Here is a 15,362-nt window from a genome sequence, read left to right on the forward strand (position 1 = left end):
CCCCGCGCCGCTTACCCCTGGGTGCCGATCTTGTCCTGCGTCTTCGTCTCGAAGTCGCTGGCCTCGTGCCGCTCGTGGAGCTGGCTGGAGGGCTCGCCCTGGACGCGGTTCACCATGCGGCCGCGCTTCACCGCGGGGCGAGCGAGGAGCTGGTCGGCCCAGCGGTTGACGTGCTTGTACTCGTGGACGGCGAGGAACTCCGCCGCGCCATAGAGCCAGCCCTTCACCAGCCCGCCATACCAGGGGAACACCGCGATGTCGGCGATGGTGTAGTCCGCGCCGCCCAGGTACTCGCTCTCGGCCAGGCGGCGGTCCAGCACGTCGAGCTGGCGCTTGGTCTCCATGGCGAAGCGGTTGATCGGGTATTCCATCTTGCTCGGCGCATAGGCGTAGAAATGGCCGAAGCCGCCGCCGAGATAGGGCGCCGAACCCATCTGCCAGAACAGCCAGGATAGGCACTCGGCGCGCTTCGCGGGCTCGGTCGGCAGGAAGGCGCCGAATTTCTCGGCGAGATAGGTGAGGATGGCGCCCGATTCGAAGACGCGGACCGGCTCCGGGCCGCTGCGGTCGAGCAGGGCAGGGATCTTGGAGTTCGGGTTCACCGCGACGAAGCCGCTGCCGAACTGGTCGCCTTCGCCGATCCTGATGAGCCAGGCGTCGTATTCGGCACCCGCATGGCCGAGGGCCAGCAGCTCCTCCAGCATGATCGTCACCTTCACGCCGTTCGGCGTGCCGAGCGAGTAGAGCTGGAGCGGGTGGCGGCCGACCGGCAGCTCCTTCTCGTGCGTGGGGCCGGCGATGGGGCGGTTGATGTTGGCGAAGCGGCCGCCGCTCTCCTTGTCCCAGGTCCAGACCTGGGGCGGGGTGTAGCCAGGGGCATCGGTCATCGGTGTCGCTCCTCGATATTGTTCAAATGGTTAGCGATTCTCCTCCGCCCGGCTGTCGAAGGCGGCGCGGGCGCGATGGATCTCCGGCAGGTGCTCGAAGACCCAGGCGCCGAGCGCCTCGACGGGACGGCGGAGGGACTGGCCGAGCCCTGTGAGCTCGTAATCCACCCGGGGTGGAATGGTGGGGGTGATCGTGCGGGTGACCAGCCCGTCCCGCTCCAGCCCGCGCAGGGTGAGGGTCAGCATGCGCTGGGAGACCCCGCCGATGGCACGCTTCAGCTCGCTGAAACGGCGGGGACCGTCGGCCAGCATCATCACGACGAGGACCGTCCACTTGTCGCCGATGCGGGCGAGGAGGGAGCTGACCGCCTGACAATCGCCAGGCAGATGCGCCGTCCGGGTGGTTCCCTCGCTGTGGCCGGGTTCCAAAATTGTGCCTCCTTGGCGGGTTTCGGATGGTGACGCATATAGCCTTGGTCACAAATGAATACCACCAGGGGCAGCAAGGCCATGACCATCCTGCACATCGATTCCAGCATCCTTGGCGACCATTCGGTCAGCCGCAAGCTCTCGGCCGGCATTGTCGCGCGGCTGCGGGCGGCGCGGCCGGGCGAGCGGATCGTCCATCGGGACCTCGGTGCGGCGCCGGTGCCGCATCTCTCCGGCGCGACGCTGGCGGCGGCGCGGAGCCCGGCCGCGGAGCATGCGCCGGAGGTGGCGGCGGACCTGGCGCTGGGTGGCGAGGTGTTGCAGGAATTCCTGGAGGCGGACACCGTGGTGATCGGCGTCGCCTTCTACAATTTCTCAATCTCCAGCCAGCTGAAGGCCTGGATCGACCGCATCCTCGTCGCCGGGCAGACCTTCCGCTATGCGGATGGGCGGCCGGTGGGGCTCGTGGGCGGCAAGCGGGTGATTCTCGCGGTGGCCCGGGGCGGGGTCTACGGGGCGGGGGCGCCGGCGGCGGCCTTCGAGCATGGCGAGAGCTACCTGCGGGCGGCGCTCGGCTTCATCGGCATCACCGAGCCGGAGGTGGTGGTGGCCGAGGGGCTGGCCGTGGGCGCCGAGCAGCGGGCGGCGGCGATGGACGCGGCGGAGCAGCGCATCGCGGCGCTGGCGGCCTGAGCGGGGCTACTCCACAGCCGTGCGGGCGAAGCCGATGGGCGTCTCCTCCGTGGCGCATTGCGCCTCGGGTGGGCCTGCATCGCCGGCGTCCCGCCCCCGGGGGTTGTTGAAGAAGGGCACAGCGCGGGGGCGGAGGGGCATCCCCACCGCCTGCGCCGCCCGTCTGACCCGCCTTATGCCGCCTCCGCCCTTGCCAACCGGTCCAGAATCCGGCGGGCGCGGTCGAGGACGGCGGCGTCCAGCTGGAAGCAGACCCCTATCCTGCCGCCGGAAGCATGTGTCACCTGGCCGGGCAGGATGCCCGGGACTCCCGGCCACTCGACGTCGATCAGGGTGCCCGTCTCGAGCGGCCATTCCAGCTTGAGCGACATCCCGCCTTCCGAGATGTCCAGCACCTCGGCCGCCGCTTCACGGCCGCCCGAGGCGGCGACCTTGGCATGGATGCCGCCGCCGGATACCCGCTCGTAGCGGCGCCGGTCATCGCCGACCGCGCGGATCGCCACCAGGAACTGGTCCACCTCGCGGTGGAGCACGTCCGACACCTGGGCGATGCCTTCGGCGGCCGACAGGGCGTCCGCGCCGGCATCCTTGGCGGCCCGGACCGCGCCCGAGACGCCGCGCATCGCGCACACCGCGGCCTGGGTGGAGGATGAGACGTTGTCCAGGCTCGCCGCGCTCTCGCGGGTTGCCGCGCCCTGTTCCTCGATGGCGGCGACAATCGCGGTGGCGGTTTCCTCGACACGGACGATCGCTCCGGCGACCGCCTGGACGGCGGCCACCGCCTCCATCGTGCCAGCGGTGATGGCCGCTACCTGCTGGCCGATCTCCGAGGTTGCCCGCGCGGTCTGGCCGGCGAGCGCCTTGACCTCGCCGGCGACCACCGCGAAGCCCTTGCCCGCGTCGCCGGCCCGGGCGGCTTCGATGGTCGCGTTCAGCGCGAGCAGGTTGGTATGATGGGCGATCTCGGTGATCAGCCGGACGACGTCCCCGATGCGCGATGCGGAATCGGCAAGGCCCGACACCCGCGCCGAGGCGTGCTGCGCCTGCTCCGACGCATCGGCGGTGACGGCGGTGATCTGGGTGACCTGGCGGGTGATCTCGCCGCCGGCCGCGGAGAGCTCCTCGGTCGCTGCCGCGACGGCCTGCAGGTCGGCCGAGGACTGCTCGGCGCCGGCGGCTGTCGACCGGGCGCCGTCATCGGCCTGCAAGGCGGCGTCCGCCACGCCCTGCGCCGTCGCGCGCATGGCCTCGGCGGAGCGGGCCAGGCTCTGCATCACGCCCGAGAGGGTAATGCCGAACTCATGGATGTGATGTTCCACCGCCAACTGGCGGCGGTCCTTCGCCGCGCGCTCCGCCGCCGCCGCAGCCTCGAGGCGGCGCTTCTCCACGCCCTGCACGCGGAAGGTCTCCACTGCGCGGGCCAGGACGCCGACCTCGTCGCGGCGGTCGCCCCCGGGCACGGCGATGTCGATCTGGCCCGAGGCCAGGCGCTCGGTCACCGAGGTAATCGCCGCCAGGGGCCTGACGATGCCCCGGGCGGCCAGCCAGGCGAGAAGCGCCACGAGAAACGCGACGGGCACCACCTCGCTGGCCGCCTGCATCAGGATCCGGCGCTGCTCGGCCCGGAGGTCATCGACATAGACGCCCGTGCCGAGCACCCATCCCCACGGCGCGAAGCCCTGGACGAAGGACAGCTTCTCGACGGGCTCCGACGCACCCGGCCTCGGCCAGAGATACCCGACCATCCCGGAGCCATCCTGGCGAACCTTGTCGGTGAAGGCCAGGAACAGGGCGAGGCCGCTCGGGTCCTTGACCCCCGACAGGTCCTTGCCGTCGAGGTCGGGCCGGAAAGGATGCATGACCATCCTCGGCGTGAGGTCGTTGACCCAGACATAGTCGTCGGACCCGTAGCGGAGCGCCTTGATGGCGGCGAGCGCCGCCCCTTGCGCCGATTCACGGTCCAGCCGCCCGGCCGCTTCCTCTGCCTGGTATGCCACGGCGATGGAGGTTGCGGCCTGCGCGATGCCGCGCAGCGTCGCCACCCGGTCACGCTCGAGGTCGCGGACGTGGTCCAGCACCTGCAGGCCGGCAATCGCAAACAGCCCAAGCACCGCGACGACGGTGGTGATGTGGATCCGGAGGCCGATCCTGATATTGCTGAGCACGTGCGGTCCCTTCGGCTTCGACGAAGGATATCCGCGGCAAGGTAAACAGGGGGTTCAGGCGCGAGCCGTGACGGCGCCGGTGCGTCGCATGGCCGCGGCTGTCCGGCCGAACCCAGGCATTCACGGAGCCTGGCGCGGCATCCGTCCGACCGTGCTCGCGGCGGCCGCCCGGGGCTGTCGATCGGTCGGGCGGGCTACTCCGATTGGATGATTCCATCTGGTAGGGGGTTTGCCCTAGCGCCCGCTCAGGACCTCGAAGACATCGCCCCGGACATCGCGCCGCTCGACATGGCGGCGGTGCCACAGCGCATAGAAGAGCAGGTGCCAGGCGGCGAAGCCGCGGTGCTTCTCGCTGCCGGCATGGCGGAACAGGGCGGCGACGCGGTCCGGCCGGGCGATCTCGGCGACGCCCGGCTGGGCGGCGACGAGGGGACCGAGGCGGTCGCCCACCCCTTCGATCCAGGCGCCGATGGGGACGGTGAAGCCCTGCTTCGGCTTGTAGGGCTCGGCGGCGGGGAAGTGACGGGCGAGCCATTCGCGCAGCAGCCATTTGCCGCTGCCCCGCTGGACCTTCAGTGAGTCGGGGAGGCGGAAGGCGCTGGCGGCGATGCCGGGGTCGAGGAGCGGCGTGCGGCCTTCGACGCCATGGGCCATGAGGCAGCGGTCGAGCTTGATGAGCAGGTCGTTCGGCAGCCAGTCGGCGATGTCGAGGGCCTGGGCGGCCTGGAGGCGGGTGCGGCCGGGGCTGGCGGCGGCGGCCTCGGCGGCACCGGTGCCGTCGCGCCAGCCGGTCGGCGCCTCGCGCAGCACGTCGAGGCGGTCGAAGCTCCCTCTCGAACGGGGCGCCTTGCCGCCCAGCCACCAGGGGCGCATCGCGGCCCGGTAGCGGCCGTAACCCCCGAAGATCTCGTCGCCGCCCTCGCCGGAAAGGACGACCTTCACCTCCTGCCGGGCGCGGCGGGCGAGGAACCAAGTGGGGATGATGGCGTAGTCGGCGGCCGGGTCGTCCATGGCGCCGGCGATCTCCGGCAGGTGGCGCCAGACCTCGGCCTCGGTGACGGAGACGGTCACATGGCGGGCGCCTGCGGCCTGGGCGAGATGCGCGGCGGCGGCGCGCTCGTCCGCCGCGCCGGGCACGTCGAAGCCGGCGGTGAAGGCCAGCACCGGGCGGTCGTTGAGCCGGGCCATGAGGGCGAGGACGGCGCTGCTGTCGATGCCGCCGGAGAGGAACATGCCATAGGGCACGTCGCTCCGCTGGTGGAGCAGCACGCTCTCCTCCAGCGCGGCGTCAAGGCGGGTGAGCGCCGCGTCGGCCGTGATCTCCTCGGGGCCGCCTTCGGGGAGGGCATGGCGGCGGTGGCGCTCGGTCACCGCGCCGTCGGCGATCACCACCGTCTCGCCGGGGAGGATGCGGCGGATGCCCTCGAAGATGGTCTCGGCGCCGGTGGTGAACTGGATCTGCAGCAGCTCGGCGCGGGCCTCGGGGCGGATGCGAGGCTCGACGAGGCCGGCGGCGATGAGGGCCTGGGGCTCCGAGGCGAAGGCGAGGCCGCCCGCGACCTCGGCCAGGTAGAGGGGCTTGATGCCGAAGGGGTCGCGCGAGAGGACGAGCCGCTTGGTGCCCCGGTCATGCAGCGCGATGGCATACATGCCGCGCAGCCGGTCGGCGAAGGCGATGCCGTCGCGGCGGAAAAGGTGGAGCGGCGGCTCGCAGTCGCTGCCGGTCGAGCAGTGCAGCGCGTTCTGCTCGCGCAGCTCCCGGTAATTGTAGACCTCGCCATTGGCGACGAGGGCGGCGGCGCCGGCGAAGAGGGGCTGGTCGCCGGTCACCAGGTCGATGATCGAGAGCCGGGTGTGGGCAAGGGCGACGTTGCCCGAGACATGGTGGCCGTGCCCGTCCGGGCCGCGATGGGCCAGCGCCCGGGTCAGCGCGTCGAGGGTGGCGCCGGAGGGCGTCTGGCCCAGGCGGAGGGCGAGGCCGGCGAGGCCGCACATCAGGCCATCTCCTGCGGGACGAGGGCGGTGAGGAAGGCGCGCCAGCGGGCCAGGACCGGGGCCTCGGCGTGGTGGGCAGCGTACTCGGCCCGGCCTGCCTCGGCGAGGGCGGCGGCGGCGACCGGGTCGGCAAGCAGGCCGCGGATGGCGGCGGCGAGCGCGGCGGGATCCTCTTTCGGGACAAGAAGGCCGGTCTGGCCGGGGCGGATGAGGGCGGCGGGACCCTCCGCCGCGGCGGCGACGATGGGGCGGGCGGCGGACCAGGCCTCGAGCACGACATTGCCGAGCGGCTCGTGTCGGGAGGGGCAGATCAGCGCCTCGGCGGCGGCGAGCAGGGCCCCGGTGTCCTGGCGCCAGCCGAGGAAGGCGAGGCGCGGGCCGAGGTCGAGGCTGCCGGCAAGGGCCTCGAGGGCGGGGCGCTCAGGGCCTTCGCCGGCAAGCGACAGATGGGCCTCAGGGAGTTCGGCGAGGGCGCGGAGCAGGATGTCGAAGCCCTTGTTCGCGTGCAGGCGGCCGAGGGCGAGGAGGCGGCGGCTGCCGGGCGGGGCGGGGAGCGCGGCAGGCAGGGCGCCGGCGAGGTCGGCGGCAAAATTCGGCACGACATGGGCGCGGGCGGCGGGCCAGCCGCCGGCGATGCAGTGGCGGTGGATGTCCTCGGTATTGCCGATCAGGGCGTCGCAGTGCCGGTAGTATTTGAGGTCGTAATAGCCGCCGAGGCGACCGACCAGCGGCCAGGAGGCGCCACGGCGGCGCAGCGCCCCGGCGAAGCGGCTGGCGCGGTTGGCCCAGGAGATGACGATATCCGGCCGGAAGCGGGCCAGGGCATCGCGCAAGGCAGGGCCGGTGCGGAAGTCGAAGGGGCCGCCGAAGGGAAGCTGCACGGGGGCGAGGCCACCGGCGGCGAGGCGGGCGGCGCGGGCGGCATCGGTGCGGATGACGGCCAGCACCGTCTCGCCGGCGCGGTGCTGGGCGAGGGTCAGGCGCTCGTAGAAGGCCTCGGCGCCGCCCATGGGTGCGCCGGCGATGACATGCGCGATCCTCATGGCGGGGCGGCTCTGGCGAGCCGCGCGGGCCGATTCAGCCCTCCACGCCATCCGGCGCTCCGATCATTGGGCCGCCTCATGCCAGCGCCTCGAAGCGTGCGGCGATGTCGGACCAGGAGGGGCCGGGGCCGCGGGCGAGGGCGCCACGGTGAAGGTGCGTCCAGGCCGCGTCGTCGGCGAGGAGGCGGATGGCGGCGGCAGCGACATCCGCGTCGCTGGCGGCGATGTGGCCGGTCTCGCCCTCGGCGATGCGCTCGGCGACGGCGCCGAGGGGCGTCACCACGGCGGGGAGGCCGATGGCCTGCGCCTCGGCCAGGGCGAGGCAGAAGGTTTCGCCGGGATCGCCGCGATAGAGCATCACCCGCGCCTCCTTGAGGCGCGCGGCGAGGGCGGGGCGGGGGAGGGGCGCCAGGAGGCGGACGCCATCCCCCGCAAGGGCGGCGGCGCGGGCGAGCACCGGGGCGGCGCGGGCGGCGAGGCGGGCATCGCCGCCATAGGTGGCAGCGCCGCCATAGAGGTGCAACTCCGCCCCCGGCACGGCGGGGCGGATTTGGGCCGTCCAAAGGTCGAGCAACCAGTCGAGGCCGCGCAGCGGGTTGGAGGTGAAGACGGCGACGGGCGGCGGCGGCGGGCGCGGCGCGGCGCCCTCGCTGAAGGGCGGGGCGAGGGCGAGAGGGATCTCGACCGGGCGGAACGGCAGGAGCCGGGGGAGGCTCGCGCTGTGCGAGGGGCCGAGGGTGACGAGGCCCGGCCGGGCGGCGAGCAGGGGCAGCAGGTGGCGGGGCTTGCGCAGGTAGTTGCCCGGGTTGTGCAGCCAGAGCACGCGGCGGCCGCGGGGCAAGGCGCGGAAGAGGCGGGGCAGGCGGGTGGCGATCACCAAGTCGGTGGGCGGGCCGCCGGGGGCGAGGGGCGACCAGCGGAGGCCGTCGCGGCTCTCGGGCGGCTCGGTGCCGGCGCGGAGGTCGAGGCTGTGGCCGCGGGCGAGGAAGGCGGCGGCGAGCAGGGCGAAGGCGGTTTCGGCGCCGCCGAGCGGGCGCCCGGCGAGGGCATCGGGGCCGAGGCGGGGACCCTCGGTGGCGAGGGCGATCCTCATCCGCGGTGCCGCTCGGGCTCCAGCCGGGCCTTCAGATGGGCGAGCAGGGGGAAGAGGCCGGCGCAGAGCGCGATCAGCAGGCCCCAGCCGCCCTCCTTGTAGCCCTTGCGCGCCACGTAGCATTTGAGGATGCGGGAAAGGCAGCGGCGGATGTTGTCGGGCAGCGAACCGATATCGCCGGCGGCCAGGAGGTCGGCCGCCTTCGCCGAGGAATAGCGGTCGAGGCGGCGGAGCATGTCGGAGATGTCGCGGTCCACCTCGTGGCGGATGCCGGCCGAGGTGATGCGCTCGCCCTCTGTCCCGGTCCAGTCGAGGCCGGGATGGACGCGCTGAGCCCGCCAGCGCTTGGTGCCGCGGCGGAAGAGGATGGGCTTCAGCGTGGTGCCGAAGCTGCCGCCCCAGCCGTGCAGGATCAGCCGGTCGCCCACGTAATTGTCGATCCGCACGCGGTGGAAGGCGTGGGGGGAGGCGGCGATCGTCGCCCGCAGAGCAGGCCAAAGCTCGGGGGGGACGCGCTCGTCGGCATCGACCTCGAGGATCCAGTCGCCGGTGCAGGCGGCGATGCCGGCGTTGCGGCGGTCGCCTTCCAGGGCCCATTCGCCCTCGACGAGGCGGGCGCCGTGGGCGCGGGCGACCTCGGCGCTGGCATCGGTACTGCGGTCGAGGACGACGACCAGCTCGTCGGCGGGGGCGAGGCTGGCGAGGCAGGCGGGGAGGCGGGCGGCCTCGTTGCGGGCGACGACGAGGGCGGAGAGCCTCATGCAGGCTGCGGCTCGGCGAGGAGGGTTTTGGCGGCGGCGAGGGCCTGCTCCAGGGTAAGGCGGGCCATGCTGTCGAGGGCGGGGCTGGAGGGCGCGATGGCCGTCGCGGTGCGGCGGCCGGCGGGGGCGTATTCCGCGACGCGGGAAGGGCCGAAGAGGCCGAGGGTCGGGGTGCCGGTCGCGGCCGAGAGGTGCATCAGCCCGCTGTCGTTGCCGACGAAGAGGGCGGCGCGGGCCAGGACGGCGGCGGCCTCGGGGAGCGCGATATGACCGACGAGATCGACGGCGCGGTCGCCGAGGGCGGCCAGCACCGGGGCGGCCATCGCCGCCTCCTGCGCCCCGGGGCCGCCGAGGATGGCGGCGCGGGCGCCGGCGAGGGGCTGGCCGGGGGCGGTCAGCGCCTCGAACAGGGCAACGAAGCGCTCGGCGGGCCAGACCTTGCGGTCCCAATTGGCGGTGGGGCCGAGGGCGATCCAGGGCCCCTCGCCCGGCAGCAGGGCGGCGGCGCGGGCGCGATCGGCGGCGCTGAACCAGGCGACCGGCAGCGGCGGCGGGTCGAGCCCCATCAGCGCGCCGAGATGGGCGATGCGGGGGCCGGGCTGGCGACCGCCGCGCATGACGAAGCGGCGCTTCGTCCGGAGCAGGAAGGCGAAGGCGGAACCGCGCAGGTCGACCACGAGGTCCCAGCGCTGGGTGCCGACCTCGCGCCAGAGCTCCAGCCAGTGCAGGCGCAAGCGCCGCTTGGTCAGCACGATGGTCCAGGCACGGCCCGGCATGCGGGCGAAGACGCCCTCGGCCGCCGGGCCGCAGGCGACGACGAACCGCGCCTGCGGATGCTGGCGGATCAGGTGGTCAAGCAGCCCGGTGGAGAGGACGGCGTCGCCGATGCGGGTCGCGGTGATGAAGAGGATGCGCACGGCAGCGGCTTACCATGCTCTCTCCGGGCTTGTCGCGGAGGGGGCGGGGGGCCAACTCCGTTGCATGCCGATCGCGATCCTGCCCGAGAGGGGCGTTGTGGAAGTGGCGGGGGAGGACCGGGTGGCCTTCCTCCAGGGGCTGGTCTCCAACGATGTGGCGGAGGCCGGGCCAGGCCGGGCGGTCTTCGCCGCGCTGCTGACGCCACAGGGCAAGTGGCTGGCGGATTTCTTCATCCATGCCGAGGACGGGCGGCTGCTGCTCGACTGCGAGCGGGCGCAGGCAGGGATGCTGGCGCAGCGGCTCGGGCGGTTCCGGCTGCGGTCCAAGGGGGTGTTGCGGGACCTCTCGGCGGAGATGGCGGTGGCCGTCGGCTGGGGCGAGGCCGTGATGCCGGCGGGGGCGGGGCCCGATCCGCGTCTGGAGGCGGCGGGGTGGCGGCTGGTTTCCCGCGAGGCGCCGGCGGCGGATGCCTCCGCCGAGGACTGGGACGCGCACCGGCTGGCGCTCGGCCTGCCGGAGGGAAGCCGCGACCTCGCCGCCGAGCAGACGGTGCTGCTGGAGGCCGGGTTCGATGCGCTGCACGGCATCTCCTGGAGCAAGGGCTGCTACATGGGCCAGGAGCTGACGGCGCGGACCCGGTACCGCGGGTTGCTGAAGCGGCGGCTGGTGCCGGTGGAGGTGGACGGGCCGCTGCCGGAGCCGGGGACGCCGGTGGTGGCCGGCGGGGCCGAGGTCGGCGAGATGCGCTCCGGGCGCGGGGCGCGGGGGATCGCGCAACTGCGGCTGGATGCGCTCGACGGACGTGCGCTTCGTTGCGGCGAGGCGGCGCTGCGGCCGCGCATCCCCGGCTGGATGGGGCTTCCGGGCGAGGTGGCGGCGCCAGGCAGGTGAGGCCGGCGCTGCTCGGCCTCGGCGCCCTGATGCTCGGGGCGGCGGGGGAGCCGCCGCGGCTGGCCGCGCCGGTGAGCCCGGCCTGCATCTCCTCGCCCTTCGGGGCACGGGAGGGGGCGGGGCCGCGGGCCTCCCGGATGCATGGCGGGATCGACCTGCCGGCGCCGGCGGGGGCCTGGGCGATGGCGGCTGCGGCCGGGCAGGTGGCGGCGATCCGGCGGCGCGGGGCGGCGGGGCTGGAGGTCGACCTGGTTCATCCGGGCGGGTGGATGACGCGCTATGCCCATCTCGGCGCGGTGGTGCCGGCGCTGGCCTCGGGCAAGCGCAGCGTGGCGCAGGGCGAGCGGCTGGGGCGGGTCGGGCGGACCGGCATCACCTATGGGACGCACCTGCATTTCGAATTGCTGGCGGATGGGGTGCGGCAGGACCCGGCGGCGCATCTGACGCTGGCGGCCTGCCGCTGATCGCCGGTGGATGTCGAGGGCAGGTGACCGGGCCCGTACCGGTAGCCGGAGCGTGATGGCCGGGATCACGGGGCGGTGTCGTATACGATTTCCTTTGGTTTGCTCCAATCGCGCAACCCGGGAGATTACGCATGGGCATCGACCAGTGGCAGCGGGCGAGCATGTTTCGCCGTGGCCGGGCGCAGGCCGATGCTTCCTTCCTTGAGCCGGGTGAGATTGCCCGGCCGAGCCGCCCGCCGCCGGCGCCGCTCAGCCAGAAGGAATTGCAGGAGAGCGCGCAGCGCTGGGCGCGGGCGCGGCTGAAGGAGCGGGTGGTTTCGCCGGAGATGGCGGGGCTTGGCCTCACCGCGGCGATGCTGGCGGCGGTGTTGAACAATCTGGGCCCGCAGGCCGGGATGCCCGTGGCGGAGGCCTTGCCGGGCACGGCGCCGGACCAGGCCGCGGGGCGGAGCGGCGGGTCCGGCGGGGCGGGCGGCACCGTCATGGCCGGGGCTGAGGCCGGCAGCGCCTTGGAGCAGGGCGGGAGCGACTTCGGCATTGCCGCCCATGGCGGGCGGATCGCCGTGGCGACGGTGGATCGGCCCATGGCGCGGGGGACGACCATCATTCCCTCCAACATCCTGCGCGCCGAGGCCGATGCCTGGGCGGTGCGCGAGGCGGGCTTCGCCGGAGCGGTGATCGGCAAGGCCGGGCTGCTGGCCGAGACGGCGATGGGGCTCGGCCTGATGCAGGCGGCGGAGGCGCGTGTCGTCGGCGGGGTGGATGCCGCGCTGCTGACGGCCTCGCAGGCGAAGGCCGTGGCCGAGGCGGGCAAGGCGGCGAAGACCGCGGAAGGCGCCAAGGCGGTGGCGCAAGGGGAAGAGGCGGCGCAGCCCCAGGCGCCGCCGGGCGACACGATGCATGTGGCGCCGGTGCGGGCGGTGGTGGTCGGCCAGGCTGCGGCGGCGCAGGCGAGCCAGCCCGTCGCCGATGCGGATGACGGCGTGGTGGCCTGGGCGGCGCCCTCACCGGCCCTCGCCTCGGCGACGAAGGTGGATGTGGCGGTGGCGGGGCCGGTGTTGGACATCGCCGGGTTCGAGTTGCTGAAGACGGCGCCGCTGCCGGTGCTGTCGAAGGCTGCGGTGGTCGAGGTCAAGGCCTACCATGCCGGCAGCGTCGTGGAGACGGTGCAGAGGGCCGATACGGCGGCGGGTACCGTGGCATCTGCGCGGCCAGATGCCGTGACGGGACATGCGGCTCCGGCTGGAGTGGCGGCGGTGGTCGTCACGGTGGCGGATGCGGTGGGTCATGCGGCCTCGGCGGCGGCGGAGAGCGCCTTGAAGGTGCCCGGCCTGGTTGCGCCAACGGTGGCGGTGCCGGCGGCGGTCGGGCCGGTGGTGAAGCCTGAGGTGTCGGGAGCTGTCGATCCGGTGGTGCCGGCGGCTGGCCCGGTCGCCGGCGTGCCGCCGGTGGTGGAGCACGGAGCGCCGAAGGGCCCGGTCGAGGCCGTGTTGGACAACGTGCCGGTGGTGAAGCCGGGAGTTGTCGATCCTGAGGTGCCGGCGGCTGGTCCGGTCGCCGGCGTGCCGCCGGTGGTGGAGCATGGAGCGCCGAAGGGCCCGGTCGAGGCCGTGTTGGACGACGTGCCGGTGGTTGGGCCGGTGGTGAAGCCCGAGGCGCCGGAGGCTGTCGATCCTGTGGTGCCGGCGGCTGGCCCGGTCGCCGGCGTACCGCCGGTGGTGGAGCATGGGACGCCGAAGGGCCCGGTCGAGGCCGTGTTGGACAACGTGCCGGTGGTGAAGCCTGAGGTGTCGGGAGCTGTCGATCCTGTGGTGCCGGCGGCTGGTCCGGTCGCCGGCGTGCCGCCGGTGGTGGAGCATGAGGCGCCGAAGGGCCCGGTCGAGGCCGTGCCGGTGGTTGGGCCGGTGGTGAAGCCCGAGGCTGTCGATCCGGTGGTGCCGGCGGCTGGTCCGGTCGCCGGCGTGCCGCCGGTGGTGGAGCATGGGACGCCGAAGGGCCCGGTCGAGGCCGTGTTGGACGACGTGCCGGTGGTTGGGCCGGTGGTGAAGCCCGAGGCGCCCGAGGCTGTCGATCCTGTGGTGCCGGCGGCTGGCCCGGTCGCCGGCGTGCCGCCGATGGTGGAGCATGGAGCACCGAAGGGCCCGGTCGAGGCCGTGTTGGACGACGTGCCGGTGGTTGGGCCGGTGGTGAAGCCCGAGGCGCCCGAGGCTGTCGATCCTGTGGTGCCGGCGGCTGGCCCGGTCGCCGGCGTGCCGCCGATGGTGGAGCATGGAGCACCGAAGGGCCCGGTCGAGGCCGTGTTGGACGACGTGCCGGTGGTTGGGCCGGTGGTGAAGCCCGAGGCGCCCGAGGCTGTCGATCCTGTGGTGCCGGCGGCTGGCCCGGTCGCCGGCGTGCCGCCGGTGGTGGAGCATGGAGCACCGAAGGGTCCGGTCGAGGCCGTGTTGGACAACGTGCCGGTGGTTGGGCCGGTGGTGAAGCCCGAGGCGCCCGAGGCTGTCGATCCGGTGGTGCCGGCGGCTGGTCCGGTCGCCGGCGTGCCGCCGGTGGTGGAGCATGGAGCGCCGAAGGGTCCGGTCGAGGCCGTGTTGGACAACGTGCCGGTGGTTGGGCCGGTGGTGAAGCCCGAGGCGCCGGAGGCTGTCGATCCGGTGGTGCCGGCGGCTGGTCCGGTCGCCGGCGTGCCGCCGGTGGTGGAGCATGGAGCGCCGAAGGGCCCGGTCGAGGCCGTGTTGGACGACGTGCCGGTGGTCGGGCCGGTGGTGAAGCCGGGAGCTGTCGATCCGGTGGTGCCGGCGGCTGGTCCGGTCGCCGGCGTACCGCCGGTGGTGGAGCATGGAGCGCCGAAGGGTCCGGTCGAGGCCGTGTTGGACAACGTGCCGGTGGTTGGGCCGGTGGTGAAGCCGGGAGCTGTCGATCCGGTGGTGCCGGCGGATGGCCCGGTCGCTGGCGTGCCGCCGATGGTGGAGCATGGAGCGCCGAAGGGTCCGGTCGAGGCCGTGTTGGACGACGTGCCGGTGGTTGGGCCGGTGGTGAAGCCCGAGGCGCCGGAGGCTGCCGATCCTGTGGTGCCGGCGGCAGGTCCGGTCGTCGGCGTGCCGCCGATGGTGGAGCACGGAGCGCCGAAGGGTCCGGTCGAGGCCGTGTTGGACGACGTGCCAGTGGTTGGGCCGGTGGTGAAGCCCGAGGCGCCGGAGGCTGTCGATCCTGTGGTGCCGGCGGCTGGCCCGGTCGTCGGCGTGCCGCCGGTGGCGGAACATGGGACGCCGAAGGGCCCGGTCGAGGCCGTGTTGGACGACGTGCCGGTGGTTGGGCCGGTGGTGAAGCCCGAGGCGCCCGAGGCTGTCGATCCTGTGGTGCCGGCGGCTGGCCCGGTCGCTGGCGTGCCGCCGGTGGTGGAGCATGGAGCGCCGAAGGGTCCGGTCGAGGCCGTGTTGGACAACGTGCCGGTGGTTGGGCCGGTGGTGAAGCCCGAGGCGCCGGAGGCTGCCGTTCCCGTGGTGCCGGCGGCTGGCCCGGTCGCCGGCGTACCGCCGGTGGTGGAGCATGGAGCGCCGAAGGGCCCGGTCGGGACCGTGCCAGAGGAAGCCGGCCCGGCAATGCCAGTCGTCAAGCCGGCGACTGAACCGCTACCGGTGGCCGGTCAGGATGGGGCGGCAGATACGCCAAAGGCGATAGGCGTGACGCAGGAGGCGGCTCAGGAGCCTCTGGGCAAGCCTGTCGCGGCGCCGGGCGTGGATCAGCTGGACAAGGCCGGTTCCACGGAAAACCATGAGGAGGTGAGGACGGCTGAGCCCGAGACGTACGACCACACGGTGCTGACGGGGTCGGACAGCTTCAGCTTCAAAGGTTCAGGAAGCGGTCCGGATGAGATGATGTTGGACACTGAAACGCATCACATCCTGCCGGCTTCGGAAATCGTGGGTGGGCTGACGGCCGAGCCCGTGCCGTCGTATGAGGTTCTGCCGGATCACCCGGTGCTGCCGGACTACCACCTCAGCTGAGGCGTAACCGCCGGAGCGG

At 73.6% G+C, this 15,362-nt stretch carries 13 protein-coding genes; 4 read left to right on the top strand and 9 right to left on the bottom strand.

Features of this window, described 5'->3' with window-relative positions; all coding sequences use genetic code 11:
* Positions 1-11 precede the first annotated feature (11 nt).
* Together yghU and LH62_RS08865 are read right to left on the bottom strand one after the other, a co-directional pair.
* Positions 12-887: a glutathione-dependent disulfide-bond oxidoreductase gene (gene yghU / locus LH62_RS08860; RefSeq protein WP_043360667.1), complete on the bottom strand. Its 876-nt coding sequence runs from the start codon at positions 885-887 to the stop codon at positions 12-14.
* Positions 888-917: 30 nt separating this feature from the next.
* Positions 918-1,316 carry a helix-turn-helix domain-containing protein gene (locus LH62_RS08865; RefSeq protein ID WP_043360669.1) on the bottom strand — a complete coding sequence of 133 codons (399 nt, stop codon included), beginning with the start codon at positions 1,314-1,316 and terminating at the stop codon, positions 918-920.
* An 81-nt stretch (positions 1,317-1,397) separates the two neighbouring features.
* Between LH62_RS08865 and LH62_RS08870 the strand changes: the two genes are divergently transcribed.
* Positions 1,398-2,009: an FMN-dependent NADH-azoreductase gene (locus LH62_RS08870; RefSeq protein WP_043365427.1), complete on the top strand. Its 612-nt coding sequence runs from the start codon at positions 1,398-1,400 to the stop codon at positions 2,007-2,009.
* A 6-nt stretch (positions 2,010-2,015) separates the two neighbouring features.
* Here the strand turns inward: LH62_RS08870 and LH62_RS32320 are convergent, their stop codons facing one another.
* From LH62_RS32320 to LH62_RS08900, 7 genes are all read right to left on the bottom strand, one after another.
* Complete coding sequence (locus tag LH62_RS32320; RefSeq protein ID WP_255359987.1) at positions 2,016-2,150, bottom strand: hypothetical protein; 135 nt, start codon at positions 2,148-2,150, stop codon at positions 2,016-2,018.
* A 32-nt stretch (positions 2,151-2,182) separates the two neighbouring features.
* Positions 2,183-4,174, bottom strand: a complete 1,992-nt coding sequence (locus LH62_RS08875; protein WP_052214017.1) for a cache domain-containing protein — start codon at positions 4,172-4,174, stop codon at positions 2,183-2,185.
* A 234-nt stretch (positions 4,175-4,408) separates the two neighbouring features.
* The gene (gene asnB, locus LH62_RS08880; protein ID WP_043360670.1) at positions 4,409-6,169 is read right to left on the bottom strand and encodes an asparagine synthase (glutamine-hydrolyzing); all 1,761 of its coding nucleotides are present in this window, start codon (positions 6,167-6,169) and stop codon (positions 4,409-4,411) included.
* Positions 6,169-7,212: a glycosyltransferase gene (locus tag LH62_RS08885; RefSeq protein WP_082012435.1), complete on the bottom strand. Its 1,044-nt coding sequence runs from the start codon at positions 7,210-7,212 to the stop codon at positions 6,169-6,171. Before LH62_RS08885 ends, asnB begins: the two co-directional genes overlap by 1 nt.
* Positions 7,213-7,288: 76 nt before the next feature.
* The gene (locus LH62_RS08890) at positions 7,289-8,305 is read right to left on the bottom strand and encodes a glycosyltransferase (protein ID WP_043360673.1); all 1,017 of its coding nucleotides are present in this window, start codon (positions 8,303-8,305) and stop codon (positions 7,289-7,291) included.
* Complete coding sequence (locus tag LH62_RS08895; RefSeq protein ID WP_043360675.1) at positions 8,302-9,066, bottom strand: glycosyltransferase family 2 protein; 765 nt, start codon at positions 9,064-9,066, stop codon at positions 8,302-8,304. The genes LH62_RS08890 and LH62_RS08895 overlap by 4 nt, the downstream gene beginning before the upstream one ends.
* Positions 9,063-9,983, bottom strand: coding sequence for a glycosyltransferase family 9 protein (locus LH62_RS08900; protein WP_043360677.1), 921 nt, complete (start codon positions 9,981-9,983; stop codon positions 9,063-9,065). Before LH62_RS08900 ends, LH62_RS08895 begins: the two co-directional genes overlap by 4 nt.
* A 64-nt stretch (positions 9,984-10,047) precedes the next feature.
* On the opposite strand from LH62_RS08900, the gene LH62_RS08905 reads away from it, so the two are divergent.
* The 3 genes from LH62_RS08905 (at position 10,048) to LH62_RS32510 (ending at position 15,343) form a co-directional block, all read left to right on the top strand.
* Entirely contained in the window at positions 10,048-10,875 is an 828-nt protein-coding gene (locus LH62_RS08905) for a folate-binding protein YgfZ (RefSeq protein WP_043360679.1), read from the top strand.
* Entirely contained in the window at positions 10,872-11,339 is a 468-nt protein-coding gene (locus LH62_RS08910; protein ID WP_052214019.1) for a M23 family metallopeptidase, read from the top strand. Before LH62_RS08905 ends, LH62_RS08910 begins: the two co-directional genes overlap by 4 nt.
* A 131-nt stretch (positions 11,340-11,470) precedes the next feature.
* On the top strand, positions 11,471-15,343 hold the full coding sequence (locus LH62_RS32510; protein ID WP_052214022.1) for a hypothetical protein: 3,873 nt from the start codon (positions 11,471-11,473) through the stop codon (positions 15,341-15,343).
* The last annotated feature ends 19 nt before the right edge of the window (positions 15,344-15,362 follow it).

It is taken from the genome of Belnapia sp. F-4-1, assembly GCF_000802185.1.
Taxonomy (GTDB): domain Bacteria; phylum Pseudomonadota; class Alphaproteobacteria; order Acetobacterales; family Acetobacteraceae; genus Belnapia.